Annotated in this window: 26 protein-coding genes and 2 pseudogenes; 12 read left to right on the top strand and 16 right to left on the bottom strand. The window is 58.9% G+C overall.

Going from position 1 to position 22,714, the window contains the following annotated elements:
- Positions 1-734 precede the first annotated feature (734 nt).
- Positions 735-992 (top strand): hypothetical protein, encoded by a 258-nt coding sequence (locus tag UP10_RS45475; RefSeq protein WP_197086942.1) that lies wholly within the window; start codon positions 735-737, stop codon positions 990-992.
- A gap of 462 nt (positions 993-1,454) precedes the next feature.
- A complete protein-coding gene (locus tag UP10_RS31555) occupies positions 1,455-1,739 on the top strand; it encodes a hypothetical protein (protein WP_044591098.1) in 285 nt (94 codons plus the stop codon).
- Here the strand turns inward: UP10_RS31555 and UP10_RS31550 are convergent.
- From UP10_RS31550 to ku, 4 genes and pseudogenes are all read right to left on the bottom strand, one after another.
- A pseudogene (locus UP10_RS31550) lies at positions 1,732-2,347 on the bottom strand (cell envelope biogenesis protein TolA). The gene UP10_RS31555 and the pseudogene UP10_RS31550 sit on opposite strands and share 8 nt — an antisense overlap.
- Positions 2,332-2,847 (bottom strand): metallophosphoesterase family protein, encoded by a 516-nt coding sequence (locus UP10_RS31545; RefSeq protein ID WP_044591097.1) that lies wholly within the window; start codon positions 2,845-2,847, stop codon positions 2,332-2,334. Before UP10_RS31545 ends, UP10_RS31550 begins: the two are co-directional and overlap by 16 nt.
- Complete coding sequence (locus UP10_RS31540; RefSeq protein WP_044591096.1) at positions 2,844-3,347, bottom strand: NUDIX hydrolase; 504 nt, start codon at positions 3,345-3,347, stop codon at positions 2,844-2,846. Before UP10_RS31540 ends, UP10_RS31545 begins: the two co-directional genes overlap by 4 nt.
- A 109-nt stretch (positions 3,348-3,456) precedes the next feature.
- Positions 3,457-4,389: a non-homologous end joining protein Ku gene (gene ku, locus UP10_RS31535; RefSeq protein WP_044591095.1), complete on the bottom strand. Its 933-nt coding sequence runs from the start codon at positions 4,387-4,389 to the stop codon at positions 3,457-3,459.
- A gap of 146 nt (positions 4,390-4,535) precedes the next feature.
- Here ku and UP10_RS31530 point away from each other — a divergent pair, with 146 nt between their 5' ends.
- From UP10_RS31530 to UP10_RS31510, 5 genes are all read left to right on the top strand, one after another.
- A complete protein-coding gene (locus tag UP10_RS31530; RefSeq protein ID WP_044591094.1) occupies positions 4,536-4,931 on the top strand; it encodes a hypothetical protein in 396 nt (131 codons plus the stop codon).
- A gap of 47 nt (positions 4,932-4,978) precedes the next feature.
- The gene (locus tag UP10_RS31525) at positions 4,979-5,428 is read left to right on the top strand and encodes a hypothetical protein (RefSeq protein ID WP_044591093.1); all 450 of its coding nucleotides are present in this window, start codon (positions 4,979-4,981) and stop codon (positions 5,426-5,428) included.
- A 3-nt stretch (positions 5,429-5,431) separates the two neighbouring features.
- The gene (locus UP10_RS31520) at positions 5,432-6,157 is read left to right on the top strand and encodes an SOS response-associated peptidase (RefSeq protein ID WP_044591092.1); all 726 of its coding nucleotides are present in this window, start codon (positions 5,432-5,434) and stop codon (positions 6,155-6,157) included.
- Between the two features lie 65 nt (positions 6,158-6,222).
- The gene (gene dinB / locus UP10_RS31515; protein ID WP_245321987.1) at positions 6,223-7,263 is read left to right on the top strand and encodes a DNA polymerase IV; all 1,041 of its coding nucleotides are present in this window, start codon (positions 6,223-6,225) and stop codon (positions 7,261-7,263) included.
- An 87-nt stretch (positions 7,264-7,350) separates the two neighbouring features.
- The gene (locus UP10_RS31510) at positions 7,351-7,659 is read left to right on the top strand and encodes a hypothetical protein (protein WP_044591091.1); all 309 of its coding nucleotides are present in this window, start codon (positions 7,351-7,353) and stop codon (positions 7,657-7,659) included.
- A gap of 115 nt (positions 7,660-7,774) precedes the next feature.
- Here UP10_RS31510 and UP10_RS31505 read toward each other — a convergent pair whose 3' ends face one another.
- The 4 genes from UP10_RS31505 to UP10_RS31490 form a co-directional block, all read right to left on the bottom strand.
- Positions 7,775-8,323, bottom strand: coding sequence for a winged helix-turn-helix transcriptional regulator (locus UP10_RS31505; RefSeq protein ID WP_245321985.1), 549 nt, complete (start codon positions 8,321-8,323; stop codon positions 7,775-7,777).
- Positions 8,324-8,342: 19 nt separating this feature from the next.
- Complete coding sequence (locus tag UP10_RS31500) at positions 8,343-9,608, bottom strand: CaiB/BaiF CoA transferase family protein (protein ID WP_044591089.1); 1,266 nt, start codon at positions 9,606-9,608, stop codon at positions 8,343-8,345.
- Between the two features lie 2 nt (positions 9,609-9,610).
- On the bottom strand, positions 9,611-10,408 hold the full coding sequence (locus UP10_RS31495; RefSeq protein WP_245321984.1) for an enoyl-CoA hydratase/isomerase family protein: 798 nt from the start codon (positions 10,406-10,408) through the stop codon (positions 9,611-9,613).
- 173 nt (positions 10,409-10,581) lie between these two features.
- Entirely contained in the window at positions 10,582-10,917 is a 336-nt protein-coding gene (locus UP10_RS31490) for a winged helix-turn-helix transcriptional regulator (protein WP_082077336.1), read from the bottom strand.
- A gap of 7 nt (positions 10,918-10,924) precedes the next feature.
- Between UP10_RS31490 and UP10_RS31485 the strand changes: the two genes are divergently transcribed.
- On the top strand, positions 10,925-12,715 hold the full coding sequence (locus UP10_RS31485) for a recombinase family protein (protein WP_082077335.1): 1,791 nt from the start codon (positions 10,925-10,927) through the stop codon (positions 12,713-12,715).
- Between the two features lie 51 nt (positions 12,716-12,766).
- Here UP10_RS31485 and UP10_RS31480 read toward each other — a convergent pair whose 3' ends face one another.
- Genes UP10_RS31480 through UP10_RS31470 form a run of 3 tightly spaced genes read right to left on the bottom strand, consistent with a single transcriptional unit; the run spans position 12,767 to position 15,315 of the window.
- On the bottom strand, positions 12,767-14,296 hold the full coding sequence (locus tag UP10_RS31480; RefSeq protein WP_044591087.1) for a restriction endonuclease: 1,530 nt from the start codon (positions 14,294-14,296) through the stop codon (positions 12,767-12,769).
- Positions 14,297-14,342: 46 nt separating this feature from the next.
- Positions 14,343-14,810: a hypothetical protein gene (locus UP10_RS31475; RefSeq protein ID WP_044591086.1), complete on the bottom strand. Its 468-nt coding sequence runs from the start codon at positions 14,808-14,810 to the stop codon at positions 14,343-14,345.
- Between the two features lie 4 nt (positions 14,811-14,814).
- Complete coding sequence (locus tag UP10_RS31470; protein WP_044591085.1) at positions 14,815-15,315, bottom strand: hypothetical protein; 501 nt, start codon at positions 15,313-15,315, stop codon at positions 14,815-14,817.
- 155 nt (positions 15,316-15,470) lie between these two features.
- On the opposite strand from UP10_RS31470, the gene UP10_RS31465 reads away from it, so the two are divergent.
- From UP10_RS31465 to UP10_RS43385, 3 genes are all read left to right on the top strand, one after another.
- Positions 15,471-16,610 carry a hypothetical protein gene (locus UP10_RS31465; RefSeq protein ID WP_044591084.1) on the top strand — a complete coding sequence of 380 codons (1,140 nt, stop codon included), beginning with the start codon at positions 15,471-15,473 and terminating at the stop codon, positions 16,608-16,610.
- A gap of 39 nt (positions 16,611-16,649) precedes the next feature.
- Positions 16,650-17,447, top strand: coding sequence for a hypothetical protein (locus UP10_RS31460; RefSeq protein WP_044591083.1), 798 nt, complete (start codon positions 16,650-16,652; stop codon positions 17,445-17,447).
- A 62-nt stretch (positions 17,448-17,509) separates the two neighbouring features.
- Positions 17,510-18,352, top strand: coding sequence for an HNH endonuclease (locus UP10_RS43385; RefSeq protein ID WP_082077334.1), 843 nt, complete (start codon positions 17,510-17,512; stop codon positions 18,350-18,352).
- Positions 18,353-18,608: 256 nt separating this feature from the next.
- Here the strand turns inward: UP10_RS43385 and UP10_RS31450 are convergent, their stop codons facing one another.
- The gene (locus tag UP10_RS31450; RefSeq protein WP_044591081.1) at positions 18,609-18,830 is read right to left on the bottom strand and encodes a hypothetical protein; all 222 of its coding nucleotides are present in this window, start codon (positions 18,828-18,830) and stop codon (positions 18,609-18,611) included.
- A gap of 263 nt (positions 18,831-19,093) precedes the next feature.
- Between UP10_RS31450 and UP10_RS46750 the strand changes: the two genes are divergently transcribed.
- Positions 19,094-19,297 carry a type I restriction enzyme endonuclease domain-containing protein gene (locus UP10_RS46750; RefSeq protein ID WP_502692280.1) on the top strand — a complete coding sequence of 68 codons (204 nt, stop codon included), beginning with the start codon at positions 19,094-19,096 and terminating at the stop codon, positions 19,295-19,297.
- Between the two features lie 167 nt (positions 19,298-19,464).
- Here the strand turns inward: UP10_RS46750 and UP10_RS43375 are convergent.
- From UP10_RS43375 to UP10_RS46745, 4 genes and pseudogenes are all read right to left on the bottom strand, one after another.
- Positions 19,465-20,723: pseudogene (locus UP10_RS43375) on the bottom strand (MFS transporter).
- 195 nt (positions 20,724-20,918) lie between these two features.
- Positions 20,919-21,665 carry an SDR family NAD(P)-dependent oxidoreductase gene (locus UP10_RS31430; RefSeq protein ID WP_044591077.1) on the bottom strand — a complete coding sequence of 249 codons (747 nt, stop codon included), beginning with the start codon at positions 21,663-21,665 and terminating at the stop codon, positions 20,919-20,921.
- A gap of 50 nt (positions 21,666-21,715) precedes the next feature.
- Positions 21,716-22,597, bottom strand: a complete 882-nt coding sequence (locus UP10_RS31425; protein ID WP_245321979.1) for an alpha/beta fold hydrolase — start codon at positions 22,595-22,597, stop codon at positions 21,716-21,718.
- The gene (locus UP10_RS46745) at positions 22,594-22,710 is read right to left on the bottom strand and encodes a heme-binding protein (RefSeq protein ID WP_197086939.1); all 117 of its coding nucleotides are present in this window, start codon (positions 22,708-22,710) and stop codon (positions 22,594-22,596) included. The genes UP10_RS31425 and UP10_RS46745 overlap by 4 nt, the downstream gene beginning before the upstream one ends.
- Positions 22,711-22,714: the final 4 nt, after the last annotated feature.

Genomic DNA, 22,714 nt, shown 5'->3' with positions numbered 1-22,714 from the left:
GCGGGTGTCCGAGCGCTGAGCACAACGCGCCCGCATCCGACTGGCTTTGGGCCAAACAGCGTCTCGCTCTCCCTAAGCTCACCGAAACGCGCATCGACCTCATCAGGCAGTCTTCGGCACTCTCACATTGCGCCGTCAGGTCGTCGGATTCGGCACCATGGTTTCTGCGTGCTTGGCCGCCATGATCGATCTCCTTTTGGCCAAGGGCGCGAGACACGCACCTGCGCCTGCGCCCTGCCCGTCGGCGAGAGCGGGGGTAGCAAGTGCCAGGGCGACCCGAGTGGAGGGGGATCGCCCGCCTTAAGGGTCGCTCGAAGAGCGGGTCTACACAAGCGCACGACTGACCGCGACGATTCAGGATCTGGGGAAGCGCGGAAGACCGGGGATACCGCTCGGGTCGGCGCCGGCGTTTGCCGGCGCTTCACCCTGGCGCGCGCGAGGGGCCGCGCCCCTTAACCCCAAGAGAGATCTGTTGATGCAAGCCATGCCTTGAGAAAAAGGCAGCCGACGCGAGGGCAGTGATAGCGACGCGGGCATGAAATGACCGCGGGCACCGAGGCGACTGCAGTCGGGAGACCGGTTAACAAGGCACCCGAACGCGGGACAGTGATAGCGACGCCGGCATGCAATGACGGCGGGGCCCGCGAGCGAGTGCCTCCGGCGAGCGACTCAGGAACGGCTTCACGATGCGTTGGTATCAATCTTGCTTTTGTGATATCGTCTCGATGTTGTGCATGTCGATCCACGACGTGCGCATGTTCACTGAGCCAGTTTTTTACAGAGGACGACATGGCCAAGAAAGCGAAGAAAGCAAAGAAGACCGCGAAGGCAGCCACCAAGAAGGTGGCAAAGAAGACTTCCAAGAAAAAGAAGTAGTCGTATCCCCGACTGAGTTGCCGCCTCCGGGTCGCGACCCGGACGCAAAGCGAAACCTTCCAAAGGATCTGAAACGTCCTTTGCAGCCGTTCGGTATCGCGGCAAAGGCAAGATAAGGCCGGACCTTTGTGCAGGTGGCTGCTGCACAAAGGTCCGGTTTTTCGTTTCTGCCCGATGGGCATGATGTGCTCTTGCGCGAGGGATAAGCCGCACGGCCGAGACGCTACGCGGCTCGGTTCACGAGAGCCCGGTCCGGCCCTTGCCGGACGCACAAACGGAAAAGAAGACCCAGGGTTGGAGGCCTTGGAGTTTTCCTCGGGAGCGTTTGTCTGCGCGACCTAAACTATGATCGGAAGCATCGGAAATCGCTTCTTCCACTCTTCACCGCCGCGCGAGGCAAGGTCCCGCTGGCAAATTCCGCAATCCGTCAGCCATCCCCCTAGCCCGCAATCTGCAGCGGAGAGTTCGCCTGCGATAAAACGCCAGACCTTGAGTTCCCGCCATTGCGAATCCCAGCCACGTGTTAGCAGCCGGAACGAATCGCGGACAAAACGATTCGCCGTATCAGGAGTATTTCAATGCTGATGACACGTGAACGAAGACGGGCGATACGGACGATGCGCGGATGGGCGATTGACGTGCTCCAGGAAGCTGGCGCCATCCGTGAGTGCGAGGCGCATGGCTGGATGCAGGACCGCGCCGATCCGCACGCCTGGGAGCGGGCCGTCGATATCGCCCGTGGTGACCCGCCGGCAGGCGTCTCCCCTGACGCGGCGGCGGCCGAGGTTCGCGACGTGTTGAACTCGATCGGTGATACCTGCCCAGAATGCCCTCCTGAAGGACAATTAAAAGCCGTTAGCTAACCCGCGCGCGCCGTAACGCGGCTTCCAATCGCCCCTTCTCTTTATCCCAGCGGGCTTGTTCGGCTTGCGATCTCTTCTCGAGAGCCTCAACCTCGGTCTGGATGGTCGCGGCCCGCTTTGAGTGCTCCTGCTCGGCCTTGTTCAATGCAGCCTGTGCCTTGTCGACTGCGTGTTGACGGCGTTCACGGTCCTTCTGCCTGGCGGCCTCTTCGCTCGCCCGTTCGCGCTCTCGCCGCTTTTGCTCCTTTTCGAAGGCGAGAGCGGCCTTTCGCTCCGCCGCCTTGTCGATGGGGCGAGAGGAAGGCTGCTTTGCTGTTCTGCCTTTCGACTTGCGAGCGGCCTTCGTTGGCCCGGGACCGCCAAGATCGGTGGGCAGCTCGGCATGCTCACCGAAGGATCCGGCGGATCCGACCGGGCGCCTGAGCACCACGCCCGGCTTCGCCATGGTCGCAGCGACGATGTCCGGATCGACACTTTCCTTCCGCGCCCTGGTGGAAGAGATTGCTATCCGCCCCCCACGCTTCCAGAGCCGCCTTCATCGACGGAGCGGCGATCGCCAGATCGAAGAAGCCCAGCGAAGTCTCATAGGTTTTCAGTTTTCTGGCCATCGGCCTGATCCGCGCCCCCGATCGATCGTCAACGTCGCGCACCCTTCAAGGTCGTGGATTTCCGGTCGTATGCCCTCGGGCATGACCTCGAGCGTCGCAAGCGTGATCGGCAGCTTGAAGCGCCGCCGTCCCGCGCTACCGGGATTCAGGTAGAGAACGCCGCCGACCGTGTCGATCTTCGGTACGTGGGAATGCCCGGAGACGATCACATCGATGCCGGCGCCGGGATCGACCTGCAGCGTCTTCAGGTCGTGCAGAACGTAGATCGACTTTCCCGCCAGGTGCACGAGTTTCGTGTTGGGATATTCCCGGGCCCACTCGTCGTTGTCGACGTTTCCACGGATAGCGGTAACGGGCGCGATCCGGCGAAGCGCGTCGACGATCTCGGGACGCCCGATGTCGCCGGCGTGAACGATGTGATCGACACCCGCCAGGCGTCGTTCCGCCTCGGGCCTCAACAGGCCGTGCGTGTCCGAAATGATTCCAATCCTGTACATCATTTCCCGGCGCTCACACCCGCGATCGCCAAAAGACGATCGAGAAGCTCCATTTGTCCGGACAGTATCTTCGTTCGCGCGAACTCGATATCGAACCATTCCGCGCGGTCGACTTCGGGAAAGTTCTGTCGCCGACCGCTTCGGGGCGGCCATTCGATATCGAACGTATTGCTCGCCAGTGCCGCGGGGTCAAAATGGCCCTCTCCGGTGAATGCGATGACGCGTTTGCCTCCTCGCTGGCGAACCTGCCCTAAGGCCTGCAGCCGACCAATCGAGGCGCTGCTGCCGAGTTCCTCGGCAAACTCACGTCGCGCGGCCTGCTCTGGATCTTCCGCGGTATCGATTTCGCCCTTCGGGATGGACCAGGCGCCATCGTCCTTCTTGCGCCAGAACGGACCGCCGGGGTGAACGAGCAAAACCTCGAGCCCGCGAACGCCTTGCCGGTAGGCCAGAATGCCCGCGCTCAACGTCGATCGCCTGGAGGTCTTTGTCAGCGCTGCCATATCGCTCCTATTTTGCAACGCAAATCGAGGCCGAGTAACGGCGCAGGTTCTGAGGCGCGACGACGTTTGGCTAGCGGCGGTCCGGCGTCACCGGATGCTTCACGATCCGCTAGGCTGACTTCCGCTGCGGTTTGGCCGTCGGCTTCTTCGCCGCGGCCTCCTTCGCTGGTTTCCTGCCGGCGATCGGCATCAGCATTTCCTTCTGCCCGGCCACCGCCTTGCGCGCCTTCTTGGCTGGCTTCTTCGGCGCCTCAGTCGCTGCCGCCGCGCCTCCTCCGATGCTCTTGCGCAGCGCGTCCATCAGATCCACCACGTTCTCGCCGCGGGGACGCGCTTTCGCGGTGATGGGCTTGCCGGCGCGCTTCTGGTTGATGAGATCGATAAGGGCGGTTTCGTACTGGTCTTCGAACTTGTCCGGCTCGAAATGCCCCGTCTTCTGGTTGACGATGTGCCTGGCGAGATCGAGCATGTCCTTGGTGACTTTGACATCCTGGATATCGTCAAAGTACTCGTCCGCGGAACGCACCTCGTAAGGATAGCGCAGCAGCGTCCCCATCAGGCCCTTGTCCATGGGCTCGAGGGCGATGATGTGCTCACGGTTGGTCAGCACCACCCGTCCGATGGCGACTTTGTTCATCTCACGGATCGTTTCGCGGATGACCGCGAACGCGTCGTGGCCAACCTTTCCGTCCGGCACCAAGTAGTAGGGACGGATCAGATACCTCGGATCGATCTCGCTACGGTCGACGAACTCGTCGATCTCGATCGTTCGCGTCGATTCCAGCGCAACGTTCTCGAGTTCCTCCTTCGTCACCTCGATGAAGGTGTCAGTGTCGACCTTGTAGCCCTTGACGATGTCCTCGTTGGCTACCTCCTCGCCGGTGTCAGCATCCACCTTGGCATATTTGATCCGGTGGCCGGTCTTCCGGTTGAGCTGGTTGAAGGAGACCTTTTCGGTTTCCGACGTGGCCGGATAGAGCGCTACCGGACAGGTGACGAGGGAAAGACGCAGGAAGCCTTTCCAGTTAGCGCGGGGGGCCATGGCGGGGAACTCCGATACTTAGTGCCGGATTCAAGACGATTGGCCGGGCTTAGTTCCGACAGTGTGCCCCTCCCAGCAGGATGATTTTTTCTCGGCGCTTGGCTTAAGCGGACTCGACTTCTGTTCTCTTTATGTTCTAATTCGGAATGATCGACCGACCCGCGAGCTGGCGCACGCCGACCCCGAAGCAGATGGAAAAACTGGCCGCTGAAGCCGTCCGCAGTCGGGCCCCCTCCGCTGCGACTCCAGATGCGCCCCTCCCGGCCGAATACTGGGAATCGGTCCTCAAAGACCCTCGCGCCGGCGCGACCGAGGCCCAGATACGGCTGAGACGTCTTTCGGAAATTCAGCGCCACGTACTGCGCGTCTCCTGCCGCCGGTGCGAGCGGACCGTGGAAATCCAGACCGTCGATGCAGTCCGATTATATGGCGGCAACGCGGTCTGGAAGGACGCAGCGCGGCGGCTGCTAGACAACACCTGCCAGCAGCGTACCGGCAGGCATGAAGAAGACGAGTGCTGGCCAGCGTTCGACACGCCGTAGTCCGCTCCGGATTTGCCGATCCGATCTCTTTGCGCCTGGATGTCCGGATGGCCCCGAAGTATCACCCCACGCCCCTGTCGGGCGGCGATCGCAAGGCTCTGGCGAAGGAGCTCGGCAAGGCACGCGCGATGGGCAACATCCTGGCCACCCAATCGGCTGAGATGCGGGCCAAGGGCGAGGCGATGATCCAGCAGGCCGATAGACTTCTTTGCGAAAGCTGGAACGAGCGGATGTGGAGCGACGGCGAACCGATCGATCCGTCGCCCACCATCGACCAGGCCGTGAATGGAGGCTTCCCCTGGCTGGAGATTAGGTGTGCGCGCTGCAAGACACCGAGCGACGTCGACCTCTCGGCAATGAAGCACCCGCCGACCACCTTCGTGCACGATCTCGCCAGCCGGCTGCGCTGCCGCAAATGCGCCAAGGCGGGCCGGCGTCCATCCGCGACTCTGCTACAATTAGCCTGGCAGCCGCGCCATCCTCGAACCGAAGCCTGACTGATGTGCAATCTTTATTCGATCACGACAAACCAAGCCGCGATCAGCGCGCTGTTCCGCGTCGTGAACCGATATGTTGGCAATCTGGCGCCGATGCCGGGAGTTTTTCCGGATTACAAGGCGCCGATCGTACGCAACGGGACCGAGGGCCGCGAACTCGCAACGGCACGGTGGGGAATGCCGTCGTCGTCAAAGGCGCTGATGGACGCCACCAAGAAGCGAGCCGAAAAGCTGCAAGCCAAGGGCCAGACTGTCGATTTCAAAGAACTGCTGCGGATGGAGCCGGACGGCGGCACGACCAACATCCGCAACGTGAAGAGCAAGCACTGGTCGAGATGGCTGGGAGCCGAAAACCGCTGCGTGGTGCCGTTCAACTCGTTCAGCGAGTTCAACAAGGCAGAAGGCGGTGATATCTGGTTCGCACGCGATGAGACCCGTCCCCTTGCCTGCTTCGCCGGCATCTGGACCAACTGGACGTCCGTCCGGAAGGTCAAGGAGGGTGAGACGACCAACGACCTCTACGCGTTCCTCACGACCGAGCCAAACGCCGAGGTCGGCGCCATCCACCCAAAGGCGATGCCCGTGATCCTGACCACGCCGGACGAAGTGGAGGCCTGGATGACGGCCCCTCTGGACGAGGCCCTGAAGCTGCAGCGGCCGCTTGCCGACGGCGCGCTCCGGATCGTCGCCCGCGGCGTCAAGGAAGATACGGCCGGGCTAGCGACGTGACCATCGAGGGCGATAACAACCAGGCAGTTTCCCCGGACCGCCAACGCAAGATCATCCACGTCGACATGGACGCCTTCTACGCGTCCGTGGAGCAGCGCGACAATCCTGATCTCCGCGGAAAGCCGGTGGCCGTCGGCGGATCCCGGGAGCGCGGCGTCGTGGCGGCGGCCAGCTACGAAGCGCGCAAATTCGGCGTCCGGTCGGCTATGCCGTCGGTTACCGCGAAGCGGCAATGCCCAGACCTGATCTTCGTGAAGCCGCGTTTCGAGGTGTACAAGGCGGTCTCGGAGCAGATCCGCGAGATCTTCGCTGAGCACACAACTATCATCGAGCCGCTGTCGCTGGACGAGGCCTACCTCGACGTGACCAAAAATCTGCAAAGCATTCCGTTGGCGCGGGACGTCGCTTTGGCGATCCGTGCGAAAATTAAGGAGGTAACCGGCCTCAACGCTTCGGCCGGCATCTCCTACAACAAATTTCTGGCGAAGCTTGCCTCCGATCACCGCAAGCCGAATGGCCAGTACGTCATTACGCCCGAGATGGGACCGGCGTTCGTTGAGACGCTGCCGGTCGGCAAATTCCACGGCATCGGGCCGGCGACGAGCGCTAAGATGAATGCGCTCGGTCTCCACACCGGCCTCGAAATGCGCAACCAGTCCCTCGAATTCATGCAGGCAAACTTCGGGAAGGCCGGAAGCTACTACTACTGGATCTCGCGGGGCATCGACAACCGTGAGGTCCGCGCCGACCGGACCCGAAAATCCGTCGGCGCCGAAAACACGTTCTCCACCGACCTCACCGAGCTTGAGGCGATGGTGTCGGAATTGCAGCCTCTGATCGACAAGGTCTGGCGGCATTGCGAGGACAAGGGTTCGCGCGGGCGGACGGTGACGCTCAAAGTGAAGTTCGCCGACTTCGAATTGATCTCGCGGAGCCGGACGGTGGCCCGCGCGGTCGGCAGGCGCAGTGAATTGGCGAACGTGACGGCCGAATTATTGAGAGCGCTTTTCCCAGTGAAGAAAGCGGTCAGGCTGCTCGGTGTGTCCATCTCAGGATTTGTAGGCGAGGAATCCGACGACCTAGCGCAAATAGCTCTGGAACTATAATTGATCTCATCGCCTACGTTCGTCAATGGCACACACCGACCAGTCTCCATCGTGTCAGTGACAGGCAGCATCTGCAGGAACAACACTATGACGAATTCCGAGGATAGACCGCCTCCCGCAGTCGGGGCCTATTGGATCAAGGAGGAAGATTATCCAGCGTTGCTGCAACTTTTCGACGACGCCGACAAGATGCCACCGAACTGGAAAGAATGGCTGAAGATGGCCGAGGAAATGGAGCAGGGGCTCAAGGCCTATGGACACGTCGTGCTGCGTGTTTACATCGACCCCGCCACCTTCCCAGACTGGTGCGCCGCCCATGGTACAAGCCCGGGCGGCGCCGGACGCAGAAAGTTCGTCGCGGCTGCGGTAACCGAGAGATATGGCCGACACGCCTGACCAGCACCGTCTTGGCCGAACGCCGGTCCATCGCAGGCGAGATTTTGCACGGCCAAATCTGCAATCGTCTGTGAACGAACTTCAGTGATTGCCGCGGACAGGAGCGGACCCTACCTTATTTGTCTTTATCGGCTACGGATTTGCGCGGAACTCGACCCGCCCGATCTGGCTTGACCTTTGCGAGCGGGCGCTGAGCGCCAAAACGCCTTCGGTTGAAAGGCACGGCGCCCGAGCCCGCAACAATTTCAATATCTTCGAGTTCCAGCGGATTGCCGCGCGCGGACAGCAAAGTGGGATATTCGATTTGCCGTCCGCTGCTGCGCTCCTTGAAAACCACCTGCGGCCCTGCCGGCTCCGCAAGCCAGTCGTCGCCCCATTTCTTCAGCGCCAGATAGGTCGGGAAGAAATCGCGGCCCTTGTCGGTCAGTACATATTCGTAGCGACCGCCATGCTCCGGCAACGGCACGCGCGTCATCATGCCGAGATCGACAAACTTCTTCAGCCGTGCGCTGAGAATGTTCGGCGCCACGCCAAGATAATACTGAAACTCGTCGAACCGCCGGGTGCCGTAATAGGCTTCCCGCAGCAGCAGGATCGACCAGCGGTCGCCGACCACCTCCATGGCGCGGGAGATGGAGCATTCCTTATTGAACGAGCGCTTCAAATCGCTTCTCGCACTGCGGTCAGGCCGCCTGCCCCGCCGGCTGCCGTGGCTCGGCCACGACGTCCGGCGCCAGAACACGACGGTGCGTCACAAGCACGCCCGCTTCGGACAGCCTCTGCAATTCCGCCTCGCTGACACCCAGTTCGGCAAACACCTCTTTGTTGTGTTCGCCCTGGAAGGCCGGTGTCCCGATCGGGGTCAGCTCATCCTTCGAGAAATGCCAGGGGCGGCCCGGCAATTTGTATTCGCCGCCGTTGCGATCGGACACCAGCTGTACCGCGCCCCAGTAGTCGCTCCAGTCCGACTTGGTGAGTTCCTTGATCGAGCGGATCTCCCCCATCGCGATCTTGGCTTCGTCGAACTGCGCATCGAGGGTTGCCATGTCGGGGAAGGTCATGATCCAGGACTGGATGATCTCGTGCAACGCGCCGAAGTTCAGCCGCCGCGCCGCCGCGCTGGAAAACCTTGGGTCGTCCATCAGATCGGAACGCCGCATCGCGCGCAGCCAGGACGGGAACGTCCGGCTGCCGATGATGCTGGTGGCGACGGTGAAATGCTCACCCTGCGGACCGGCAAAGAAAGAGCAATCGGTGGCCCCGAGCACGGCAGGCTCCGCGCCGATATCATCATCAGACAAATCGACATGCGCGCGTTCATTGACCGCAAGCAAGGTCGCTGCCATCGCCACGTCGATATACTGGCCCTGCCCCGTTGTCTGCCGACTGTGGAGTGCCGCGAGGATGGCGATCACCGCCTGCAATCCGGCATAGACGTCGGCATGCGACAGGCTGTCGGTGCGCGGCTCCGTCAAGGCGTCGCCATAGTGCCGCACGCTGTTCTCGGTGAACCCCGCTTCGGCCTGCACCGTCGGCGCGTAGGCCATCCGGCTGCGCCACGGGCCGCCCTGGCCGTAACCGGTAATCGATGCGTAGATCAGCCGCGGATTGCGCTTCGACAGCGTCTCATAATCGAGCCCGAAGAAGCCCAGCGTTCCCGCGCGAAAATTCTCCACCACGATGTCGGCGGTGTCGCACAGCTTCAGCGCCAGCTCATAGGCGCCGGGAACATTCAGATTGATGCTGACATTGCGCTTGCCGGCGTTTTGCTGCGCATAATACCCGGACATGCCGTCGGTGGAAGGAAATGCGAAGCGCGAGACGTCCGGGCTTGGCGGCTCGATCTTGATGACCTCGGCGCCGAGATCCTGCAATGTCCGCGCACACAAGGGACCAGCGAGTACGCGGGAGAAGTCGACGATGCGGATTCCGCTGAGAGGACCGGCCATGATCAGCGCCCCGCGAATTTGGCAAGGCCAGGGCCGTTCTTGCGGAACGAGGCCAGACCGGTTTTCAGATCTTCCGACGCCCAGATCGGCGCCTGTACCCTTGCCATCGCCTGGTCGGCGGCGGCCACCCCGTCATTGACGGCAATGTAGGCCAGTTCCTTGGTCGCGGCATGCGCCAGCGTCGGGCCTTGCGCGAATTCCTCGGCGATCGCCATGGTCACCTTCTCCAGCGATTCCTCGGGCACCGTCAGATTGATCAGGCCCCATTTTTCCAGCGTCGGCGCATCGTAGCGCCGCGCCAGCATCGACATCTCCTTGGCGCGCAGCGCGCCGATGCGCTGCACCTGGCGCTGGATGCCGCCCAGCAAGGGATGCAATCCGAGCGTGGCTTCCACCGATCCGATTTTCGCCGACGAGGCCGCGATGATGTAATCGCAGGACAGCGCCAGTTCGAGGCCGCCGCCAAGGCAGACGCCGTGGACGCTCGCGATCAGAGGGATCGGCAGCAACTCCATGAAGCGAAGAAACTCGACGCCATTCAGGCGGCGGTTTTCACCGGCGGTATCGCCGCTGCCCTGCTCGACCCGTTTGTCGAAGATATCGAGATCGGCGCCGGCGGAAAAATGTCGAAGCCCGCTGCGAAGCACGATCGCCCGGCTACCGGCTTTCTGCGCCTCTTCGATCTGTTCGACGATCGCATTGATGAGCTTCGGTCCCAGCAGATTGTAGGGCCGATAAACCATCGTCAACACGGAGATATTGCCGCGCTGCTCGCGCGTAACCAATGCATCCTCGGACACCACGTACCTCCCTTGTTCGGCGCGACGCGCCAGCTCATTCATTGCGGGCAGCTTACATCATGACTTGCATCTTGCAAGCCATGATGATTGCAGTTCTGCAAATTAGATGACTATCGTCATTTCATAAGCAAACGCCGCGGCTTGGCTCTCCCGCAAGCTGGATTCTCAGCATCCTATTTTGGAAAATGCGTCAATCGCCAATGGATCAGCGCATCGGCGCCCGGCCCTGCTTGCGGCTGCAGGTCCCTCGCCTTGACGCGCTCCCCAGTCTCGCCGTCGACCATCGCCAGCTTCACCGTGTGGCCTGTTTTCCGATCCACGAATTTGAGCGGAGGTCCGGCATTGCCGGAAACCGCCCACTTGTCACCGACCTGCAGCAGCGCCTGCGTCACCAGGATCAGATCCAGGCCCTTCACCGTCAGAACATATTCGTATCGTTCGGGATTGGTCTGGTAACGGCGACGCTCGACCAGTCCATGATCCTCGAGGTGTTTCAGCCGGTCGGACAAGGTCGCATTGGATCAAACTTCGGCTTCGAACGCTGCGAACGGCACGGCTAACTTGGGGACGCAAGTAAGAAAGAATAAGAACACCAGTCAGCGACGCGCTCTTGCGCGGGGTGATAAGAGTCCCTCCAACATACACGCCAACAATGCACGGGACGAAGCTCTGCTGTACCTTCGGGTGAGTACAGATGCGAGTGCCGAGAGCAACCTCTCCATCCCAGATCAACAAAAGAAGCTTTTGAAATGGTGCGAAGAAAACGGGAAACTGGCTCGCAAAATTTACGTAGACAAAGGGCTCTCCGCATTTCTTGATGTGCGCCGGCCGGAATTTGACGAAATGGTCGCCGACCTGCGCTCGGGCCGGTATCCTCAAGTTGGTTACGTCGTCATTTATGCAACCAGTCGGCTGTTTCGAAGAGCTCACAAGTTTGGAAAGTTGGAACAGGAGCTCAATGCGCTTGGCATCGAAGTTATAAGCATCACTCAATCGTTTGCTAAAGACGCCGGTGGATTCGTGGCCAAGCAGGTCTCGATGACTTTCGACGAGTATCATTCCATCGTCACTTCCGTAAATGTCCGGCGGGCACAGCGGGAGATGGTTGATCAGGCGTATTGGCCGGGCGGAGTTGTCCGCCACGGCTTCAAACTCGTCCCCGCGATGGAAAATGCGCGGCGTAACCGCGTAGTGGTGGATGAAGTGGATATGGCCTTTGTAAAGAAGGTCTTCGAACTTGCCGAATTTGGCAACGGCACGGGTCCTATGGGCATCAAAGCCATAGTGAATTGGGCGACCGAGAATAATTGCCTTACCCGTAACGGATCGCCTTTCTCGATTGCTGCCATCCACAGAATGCTGACGTTCGAAGGTTACACGGGTTCCTACCCTTACGGCGTTGACGAATCTCCAAGCCCGTATTCGCCGGCATACCCCGTAAAGTATCTCAAGGTAGAGCCCATCATTCCGCGTGATCAATTTGAACGCGTGCAGCAACTGCTCGAACGTCGTGATCCTCGAATGCATGCGGCGAAAGCCGTGAGCAGCCCGCTTCTTCTTTCTGGTGTAGCCTTATGCAAGTGCGGTTCGGCACTGACGCTCGGAACCGGCACTTCCAAGACTGGCCGCCTCTACCGTTACTACCGTTGCTCCAGAAACAACCGCCTCGGCTCGGGGGGCTGCCCTGGGATCCGAATCCCTGAGGAAGTGCTCGATGAGGCCGTGATGACATCTGTGGCAGAAAAGATCCTTGCACCGGATCACTTGTCCGAACTGTTCGAAGGTCTTTTCGATCGTCGAGAAAAGGAGTGCGCAGACCGCGACACCAAGCTTCCTGCTCTGCTTGCGCGGGAGAAGGAGTGCAAGGCCGCCCTCCATTGGCTTTTTGCCACGGCTAAGACAGTTCCTGGAGTTTCCGAGGATTCGGTTTTCAAGGCTGATTTGGCAAACGCATTGCGAGCTGCGAAGCTTGTAGAAAGCGAGCTCAACCGCGCAAAGACCATCTCCACCGCAGAGCGCAAAGTTACTCCCGACCAGATCTATGCTTTCGCGAACGAGGTGAGGGAAACATTACTCGGGGAAAACCGCGCAGTCGCCAAGCAAGTACTGCAGTCGATCGTTTCTTTGGTAGAGGTGACAGACGAAACGATCCGCATCGTTGGGGACAACGAACAACTGAGCCGCTTGGTCTCTGATCCGGAAAATGACCCCGACGAAGGGGACTCAGAAGGCGGCTCTGGAGTTCGCCGATATATACGCAGATGGCGGAGAGAGTGTCCGCCATATACCTCTGAATTATCACGATAATCTGCCATTTTTCGATCTTCTACACGTCCTAACCCGCGTCGCGGAGTAGGCTCAAAAATCATCCTTGCCGATTTTCCGCCCGTAAGTGTGAACAAACTCTACGCGTTTCAAAACGTCGTCGTCAGCCAGTTCTTTCCCCAGCTTGCGCTCAAGCTCTCGCAATGCCCACTGTTGCTCCTCTTCACTATACAAGTCCGCCACCCGCACGTTTTCGACCAGGGTGACCTGAAGATAGGTCGGCGGAGAGGAGTCCCTGCGACCCACCTGTCCGCTACGGTAGACGCTGTCCTCCGACTTAACAGTTATCACGTCGCGTTGCTTCAGTTCATCGTGCTGGCCCGCCAGAAGAAAGAACTCTCGAATATTTTCATTTAGTCCAGCGAGACGCGCAGTCTCGCTGTCAATCGAGATGGCCCCCTCTGGGTGGACCGTTCCGACGACAGGGGTCGGAAACGTGTCGGGGAATATCTTTTTCCGATGATAGTCTCCGAGGCCGATGTGCCGATGAGCCCCGCTACGACGCGATTCCGCGAACTCCCAGCCACCTGAGAAAGGACCGTCCTTACCTTCGGTGTCCACAAATATGTGAGTGAATTTATGAGGCGCTATCCCCTGATCATCGATCACAAGCATGTCGTCGTACCGGAGCAGGCGCTCCGCAACAAAGTGGCACTTATTTCGATGCGGCAAGTGATTCCAAAAATCTACGATAAGTTCTCGACGTTCGTGCCAAGCTCTTCGATCCTGATGATCTTCATCGCCTCTCAACACTAACAACGAGACCGCATCCGTGAAATCAAACTCCTTCTTGTCTTGATCAACGTACCCAAAATACTCCCGTGTTCTTACAACGAGACCTCGCGGGTGGTAATTGACCGCTGGGCATTCTCGCCATCGCGGGCGAGCATCGAAGTCTTTGATTTCCTCCTTGAACGGATAATCTTCGTCGTTCGCGTCTCTGATCAGGACCGAGACATGGCCAAGTTCAGCACCAAGCACTCTAAAGAGCTTGTTTTTGTTGGCGACAGTCCTACGGATTTCAGTGGACCGTGATCTACGTCGGGTTACAAGAGAGATGCCAAAGAACGTGAAAAGTATGTGGTCGTTTTTCGGCTGGCAAAGCATATCCTCAAGCTCCGCCTTTCCCCACAGATGAAACTCCATAACTCTCTTTTCGATCAGCTTGTCTCGGAAACGGTCATAGGATTGTTTTGAGAAATTACATGCTGCCGCCAGAACGTAGCCGTAGGGCGGGTTCTTATCGTCCAACTCCTCAATGATCTCAGCGACGCGTTTGGGACCTAACTCCTTCTCTCTTTTGCACTGTATTATCCATTGATTACCCATCATGGGGTGAGACAATTCCTTGGCGTCTTCATCCTCATCATCTTCGTTTCTCGCGGTCGCTAGTCGTTCGAACGCGCGTATGTCGATGCCATCATCAGAACCACTGCGGCCAGTACCCTCGATTGATTGCCAATCTCTGAAATCGTAGACGAGCTGCCGCACTAAATCCTCAAAGCGATGCGGGTCGAGGTCCTCGAAATGAATAGGCCCGTATGTTCGCGACACCTTCGGCATGATCTCGGATATTCCTACTACCCTCTGTCGCCTTGTAAACACCTCATCAGAGGCGAACAGGCGAACCCTTCTGAACGAGCGCCTTGCAGACGCTTTCGCGCAAGCCGCGGCATGTCCGGTCTAAAGCCTCGGGGGATGGCCAACTGTGATACCCCGTCAAAATGTAGCGAGATCGAATGATCGCGTCGGTGGTGATCATCATGGAGAATACCTGCTTGTCCTCATCCATGTACGACAATCCGAGTTCAGCCGCTCGCTCGCTCAGACAGCAAACGCGATGACCGAACTTCTTGCTCCTGAGGTGAGCCGCCGTAAAACCGTGACCGCGCAAGAACGCTTTAAAGTACAGTTCGATGGCATGATAGTATAGGAAGAGTACCGGACTCAACGGATGAGTCGCCTTCACTTTCGCATTGTAAAGCGCCTGTGCCGATCTCCAATACGTCTCAGCGGTGTTGAAGAAGCCAACCTCGTTGGTTCGATCGTCGTCAGATATCGGCTCGTCTTCGCTCATTTCCTTAACGCTCTTCAATCCATTTTCTAGCTTCGTGGTCGTTAATCCAAATGCCGATGTCGACTCCACCTCCGTGGCGCGTGAACGCTTGGCACTCGATTTTGGCATTAGGGATGTCCAGGTCCGCCAGTTCGGATTTCTCCTTCAATGCTGCGCGGTGACACCTGTGCGACGCGACCTCCAAGGTCCGAACGTCGACTCCTGTGACAGCTTTCCCCGCTAACGCCAACAAATTGAACCACGTGTTAGGCGGGAAGCCACTATCGTCCCAGCTTAGCGAAACGCCAGTAATTCGATGGCTCATGCAGCTCAGATGCATATCGGGCTTCTTAAAGAAAACGTTGTCGCCGGAGGGCGAGTAGCGATCGAACGTCGTACCGGTCAATTCGATGAGCCGAGCGGTGATTTCTTTGCATTCGGCAGACTGACCGCCGTTGTCAGCAATCGCTTGCGTCCCGGCGCCTCCCATCACAGCGAGAGCCAACACTATCGACAGGCACTTCATTCTTCTTTCCATAAGTCTACCGACCAATATCCTACGGCTAGGATTCTCCCGCAGGATCAAATATCCCAGACCATGCCTTGTCGCACATTCCCTTAAAGTATACTCTCGGTTGAATCAGCTTTTTCTTTAGCACATTCGGACGGGGGGCGCGGCCGATGTCGTGGGATGACCACCAATTCAAACTTACGCGCGATGCAAGGCTTTTGGTGGCGAGTCCAGATCAGGTCTTCGCGGAGTTAAGGGAACTTTCCAAAGAGGTACGTACAAGCCTGCTCATGTCGAGGTCGGACGGCATTGAACCGCTATTGGTCGAACGCAGTCAGCCGCTGATCAATCTAGGGCTTGCTTGCTACTGCACTGACAAAAGCGTTTTCGTCGCACTGTATAACCATGGTCGCGGAAGCCCAACGGACAAAGCTGACGAGCACTATCGCCGTGGCCTTTTGCTCGGTTGTCTTTCCAATGCGACAATTCAAAAGGCACACTTTGTGTTTGACTTCCCTCGCGAGCTAATCGGCGACGACGAATTAGACCGCATATTAGTTGAGAATGAATACGGTCTCGCGGAAACTATCGTCCGAAATCCCGAGGTGTCCGACAACCTGTTGGAGGAGCTATATAAGCGAGATGGAGCATTTGCGAACGTGCCTGACCAACGCCTCGCGAATCTCGTGCATAGCTCGCGAGAGAACAAGCGCATCAACACCAACAATGACGACGACTATAGTCCCGATCTTGGGCACTACCGCATTCAGAATGCGATCTTACAGCTTGTCGAAACCGCGCCGGTAACTCCGCTTTGGAAAACGGTTCTATTCGATCTTCTCAACACTTTGAACCCTTTGCATCTTGCTCGGACTGAGCGACTTCAGGACATTTTGCAGCGGTGGAAGTCACTCGACATCAAAGATAGAAGTGGCGAGAACTCGATGGGTTTGTTTGCTGAGAACGTTTCGATGACGGACGAATTTCGTTGCGTCATCGCATCACTCTATGGAAGGGCGTTGAAGGACAATGAAATGCGGGCCGCGTCGAAATCACATGACGTTGCGATGCGAGCTGCTTACTATGGAAGTGGCAAGCTGACCGTAAAGGAGATGAGGACTTCTTTTGAGCGCGATGGCAGCGCCTTTGTTCTCGGAGCAATACGTAACCTGAGCATTCTTTCAGGCCGCGAGCAGCGTCAGGTGTTTGAGGAAGAAATGTTGAGCCGTGACTTCAGCTTTCACTACGGCAAATTCATCGGCATGTTTCGGAAGGAATATCCGTACGTCGAACCCTACAAACAACGATAGTATCTGCGCGGGGTCGGGTGAACGATAGACGGGGGCAACTTGGATTTCTCAATATTCTTCATAGCAGCCGGGGCTTTGGCTTTCGGCGTCTACCTGGGCCGCCAATCCCAGAGGCCCGCGCTGAGCACGTTGGCAAGCACGGCCGCACGGAAAGCCTCAACGGCCAACGACGCAAACGATAGGTATCTAGAAATTCTGCAACGGGAGCTGGCCAACGTCATCGCCCGCGACAACCCGGACAAGATGATTGCGCTGTACCGGAAGGCCAGAGCGCAAGAGCGTGAGATGCTGAAGGCCGATAAGGCGCGAGTTCAAGCGGAGCTAACAGCGCTCACGCACAAATACCCAGTCTACGAAGACTTCGACAAGATCGGCACGAAGCACTACGTGCCGTATAGCGCCGAACCACTCTGGGGTTCGGAGGACGAATTGTCTGATGCCTATCTCGACATCGCAAAGTTCTTGATCGTAACGAGAATACAAGACGGACAATCATATAGGGCGATCTTCCCGGATGATGACGACAAGAACTTTCAGCGCTGCATGCAGGAACTAAAGGACGGAACGTTTAAGGTCGCTCTCGAAGCCGCTGTGGACAGCTATTATCTGGCGTGCCGCGTGGCCGAACAATCAGGCTCCCAAATTCACGATTATGAAGATCGCAAAATCGGCGTGTTCCGGCTCCCGTCGTATGCAGATGTTCGCTATGGCATCCATTTGAAACAGGCGGACGAATACGGCGTTTATTCTTTCTTCGTCCACGACGACGGCAAAATCAGCTCGCGATATGCCCGGTCGGATGCAACATTCGAGAATGAAACCGGGTTGTATGGCTGAGCAATCTCGGAGCAGAACGCGCAAATGGTGAAATGGGTTCATCCCGATGAGTACCGCTAACGGTGAAAGTTGAAGAAGAGGAGTTTCGGCACCGAGCGTTTCCGACGTTCGGGCGCTGTATCTACTGCGGCGCGCAACCTCCTGAGGCCGCGCTGACTGACGAGCATATTGTCCCATACTCTTTAGGCGGCAGCGCCGTCATAGAAAAGGCAAGCTGTGCTCAGTGCGCGACGATTACCAGTCAACTCGAATTGCATTTAGCGCGGACGATTTTCGGTCACTATAGAATCCATGCGAATGTGGCCACGCGTAATCGCCGTAAGCGCCCGACAACGCTTCCTACAACCATCAAAATCGGAGATGAGCCGCATCTAGATTTGGATCTTCCTATCAAGGATCATCCATTTTTCACATACTTGCCGGTATGGGACAAGCCGGGAATGCTAACCGGAGCCGAGCAGACAGCGGACTTCAAGACAACGGAACTGCATAAATTTAGCTATGTGCCTGATCACTTTCGCCGGTTGTTGTCTCTCGGGACAGCTGAGACACTAACCTTTCCGCTAAGCGCGCCATTGCGGCTTAGTGAGAATCAATTTTCCAGATCGCTTGCGAAGATTGCGTACTGCACTGCAGTTACTCGATATGGCCTGCAAGGTTTCGACCGCAAAACCATCACAGATTTCATCCTCGGAAACTATCCTTATGCTCCATTCCTGGTTGGCGGTTCGACTGACGCTGTGCTGCCTTCGATGCCCGGCTTAGATCACCTGATCGCACTCGCCGAAATTCCCATTAACGAGGTTAAGACCCTGCTGGGATTTGTGCGACTTTTTGCCAAAAGCGGAACGGCGGCAGAAGGCATGCCCATCTACACCGTGGTTCTCGGCGCAAGCGTGAACTAGGTTAATTCAGCTCGGTCGATTGCTCGGAGTGCCCTTGGATGCTTCGGCGAATGCGCGCCCCACGTCGCCCAGCTCGGGGGCGAGCCGCTCATGCTCGCCCTTGCGGACTGTGACCAAGTAAAGCGGCCATCATCGAGAGCAGACGCAAGCTCCTCTTGCATCTGCTCTGCATTGAGATTGCGGCCCCAGACATGTCTGGTGACCACCAAGTCCATTAGACGTTTCAGGTCTGCGGGGAGAGGCGTGCCGCGCAGTTTCAGATCAGCGCCCGTACAATCTGCCATGGACAATCTTGTAACCACTCAAACACGCCTTCGAGACTGAACGGCTTTACGACTTCAGGATCATCCGGCAACGGCCCCGCCACCATCAAAACGAACGAACCATCAGACTTGCGATACATGCGGTCTTGCAGCTCGAAGACTTCCAACGTGGTCAGATGCCGGTCGTCATAGTGCCGCGTAGCGATCAGTTGCATTCCCTGCCCCCAAAATCAGGATTCTTCGATCTGTCGCAAAGGCCGCGATTGCAGTCAAAGGGATTATTTCGAGAGTATCCGCATTTGGTGTTTAGAGTGCTTGGTGCTGAACTTGGCCATGTCTCGGTCCTGATCAGAGACGCGAACGGCAATGGCCGGACCGTTGAAGATTGTGTAGCCAAGTGACTCAAGCCAAGCGAGGCTGGCTTGCTCGACCACCGATTCGCTGAAGTCCCATGCACTCATGAAGAGCCTGCCGGAGAATCTGTCGTTGGTGCAACATTGGCTTCGGAGATTTCAGGTTCATAACCCGCAAGGAGGTCTTTGTAAACGTCCGCGCACAACTGCGGGTGCTGGTAAAGCGCATCCTCCGCAGATACGGCTATCCGCCAGATATGCAGGAGAAAGCAACGCAGACGGTGCTTGAGCAAGCGGAAGTCCTATCTGAGGGATGGGCAGCAGCATAAGCAAGGTCGTCCGACCTTGCTGAACGGTGACAGCTGGTAGCCCCACAAGGCGCCCAGGGTGCATCGCGAAGATTTGCGGTGGTGCGGACGCTACACGAAGTGGGCCCGAAGCGTTGAATTTGCGGAACGCTGAAACCCTGGCCGTCGATAAGACGGAGTTCGCGGTATTAGACGGCAAGGCCGCCTTTCGGCGGACCGTCGGAAGCAATTGAAACATTAGAAAAATCTGGAGCGGGCGAAGAGGCTCGAACCCTGGACCCTGACCTTGGCATGGTCACGCTGGCTAGGGAGATTATGTGTCGTTGGGTGCCGTTTCGCTGCTTCTCGGTGCGGTGGCGACCGCGCACGGGCTCGGTTTCGTACTTGGAAATGGAGACGGATCCAAAAATCTGGCCATTTTCCTGCGTTTTTGACGCCGGGAGAATCCCGCCCCCGGTCAATTTGAGCCCTGGAAGTGGCTGGAGAATGGATTTTTCTCCGAATCTTAAAGCCAGCAAATAGATTGCCGAGAGCACGCCGCCGCGGTGCTCGGCCGGCGCCACGCTGTTGATCGTCTGCAGGCCGCCGAAAAACAGCAGACTATATCCGGCGCCGGAGATCGCCGTAGCGGCGAGGAAGACTGGCAAATGATGATGAGCGACCGCCGCCGCCAGCAGCACCATGCCTAGTGCGGATGCGGCGGCGCCACCGGTCATCGCGGCCCGAGGTTGCAGCCTCCTCGCGCCAATCCCGACCACGGCCGAGGCGATCGCGAATAGGGAAAGAGCCGCGCCGTTCACGAGCGCGTTGGGCGATCCAACGAGATCGCGGGCAACCTGACTTCCGAGCGACAGGATCAGTACGCCGTGCGTGTAGGCAGTAGTTACCGCCGCCGCCGCGACCGCGAAAACGTTGCGCAAATGGTTCGGTATGAAGGGGGTTTTGGGACTCCAGCGGCCCAGGGCTTCGCTGCCGATATGGCGCGGCAGGAACCATGCCGTGGCAAACAGCGCAGCCAGGACTGCGGACAGCACCCAAAAGTTCAGCCGCGTGGGCAGCGGAGCATATTGAACGAGGGCGCCGCCGAGCAGCAGTCCTGCTGCGAAACCGACGGCTTGGGCGGCATTTGTGATCGTGGCGGCGCGCTTCGCCGCTCCCTGGCCGCTGAATTCCACCATCGCGGCGGTCGACGCGCCCGCGGTAAGGCCGAGCCCATGAAGGCGCGCCCCGCAAACAGCCAGAGCACATCGGGCGCCAGCGCCAAAAGCAGGGTGCCAAAGAGCGAAGCGCCGACACCCCACAGAATTGCGGCGCGACGGCCGACATAATCGGACACATCGCCGAAGCCGACCAGAACGGCAGCTACGACGATAGGATAGATGGCGAAGACCCCGGTCGTAACCGTGTGGGTGAGATGCCACTCCTCGGCAAACAGCGGATAGGTCATCGCCGGCGCAGCGCTGGTCCACAAGGTGTGCGCGACCACGCCGGCCGCAACCCAGAAGCTTGTGCATTGCCCAAGCTCGTAAGGAGCGGAGTTCCGCCGGGTATAGCAGCCGGGTTGGTGAGGCCCACAAGCGGCTGGAGACGGAAGGGGACCCTTGATCATCGCTTTACTCCCGGCGCTCCCGGCGTTCCAACTTCAGAGGTTCGAGCCGCCATCGACGCGGATGATATCGCCGGTGATCCATCGGGCATCTTCGGATGCCAGGAAGGCGATAACGCCGCCGATGTCGTCGGGCTGCGCGAGGCGCTTCAGTGCCTGAATGCCCAGCGCGACGTCGCGGCCCGCGTCTGCCTTGGTGAAGTTCAACATGTCCGTCTCGACGACGCCGGGCGCGACGGCATTGACGCGGATACCACGCGCGCCAAGCATCGAGGCGAAATGCTTCACCAGGGTGTCGACGGCACCCTTGGTTGCCGCATATGCGGGTTCCGTTCCAACAACGGCGCGCGCCGCGAGCGATGAGAGGAAAACGATGCTGCTTCCCTTGCACATGATCGGAAGCAGCTGCTGCACAAGAAAGAATGGTGCGCGTACGTTGACTGCGAACAGCCTGTCGAAATCCTCGACCGTCGTTTCCTCGATGGTCGCCGCTTTCAGGATCCCTGCATTGGCGACAAGGATGTCGAGGCGATCTCCGACAATACTGCGGACCTGCCTGGCAAGCTTGCCGGCGCCGTCCGCGGCGGCAAGGTCCGTCGCTATGGCATCCGCTCGGCCGCCGGCTGCGGCGATCTCTGCGACAACATCGTCGGCTTCCTTCGCGCCGCGGCCGTAATGCACGAGAACCTGGGCGCCGGCGGCGGCAAGCGCGAGTGCGCTGGCGCGTCCGATGCCGCGCGAACCGCCGGTAACGAGCGCAGTTTTGCCGGTCAGAGTAGCCATGATCGTCGTCCTTCGTCGTTGCCGCGGCGGCTAAGTGACCGCTTCGATCCTCACACGCCTCGGCGCTCGTGCTCCGACAGGAACATCGAGACATGACGGACGAAGAGTTCGGGATACTGGTACTGCGAGCCGTGATTGGCGTCGGGGTAGAGGATGAGTTGGGCGTTCGGCAGGTGCTGCTGCAGGATGAACGAGTTCACCGAGTAGATGATCACGTCATTGCCACCGTTCACGACCAGCGTCGGCTGTCGAATCGACTTGAGGTAGTCGTACGCCCTATCGAACTGAATGCCCCATTTACCCAAGGCTTCAAGTTGGGCGGGTGCCACTTTTTCATTGACCTCGGGGTCCCGGTTCTCCTTGCGCAGTCGGAACCGCTTGAGGAAGTCGCGGCCAGCCGCCTGGCTTGCCTCCGACCTGGTGAAATGGACGGCGAGCCAGAGGTGGTCAGGTTCTTCGTAGCTTGCGCCGAAAATCTGCTGCGCTTCGGGCGTCAGGTTTGCCATACCTTCGCCCCCGCGTGGTCCGGTCCCGACAAGGACCAACTTGCGAACGAGGCCCGGCGCCTGGCCGGCGATCTCCTGAGCAACGAGGCCACCGATGGAGAAACCCAGCACGTCGACCTTCGAAAGACCCAGCGCTCGAATGAAGGCGATGGCGTTAGCGGCCATACCCTCGATCGAAGTTGGCACCTGCCCTGAACTGCTGGCGATGCCGGCATTATTGAACAGGATGACTTCGCGCTCGTTCGCGAGTCCGTCGGTCACCGCCGGATCCCAATGGTCCATGGTGCCGGTGAAGTGCTGGTTGAAGACGAGCGGCACGCCGCCGGCCTTGCCGAATCGGCGATAGGCGAAGCGGATGCCGTTCGCTTCGACGAACTGCGTCGGCGCGGTCTGGTGGGTGTGAACCATCTGGTCGGGCCTTTTCACTCAGTGGGTACCGCATCCGGTAGGAGCGCCAGGGCTGCTCTCGCGCAATCGATGTCGTTCTGCACCTTGGGCGCTCCGCTCACCCCGATCGCCCCGACAACCTCGCCGTTCACCTTG

Source organism: Bradyrhizobium sp. LTSPM299 (assembly GCF_000938235.1).
Lineage (GTDB): Bacteria > Pseudomonadota > Alphaproteobacteria > Rhizobiales > Xanthobacteraceae > Bradyrhizobium.
The sequence above is the reverse complement of the archived record's forward strand: the minus strand, read 5'-3'. Positions and strand labels throughout refer to the sequence as shown.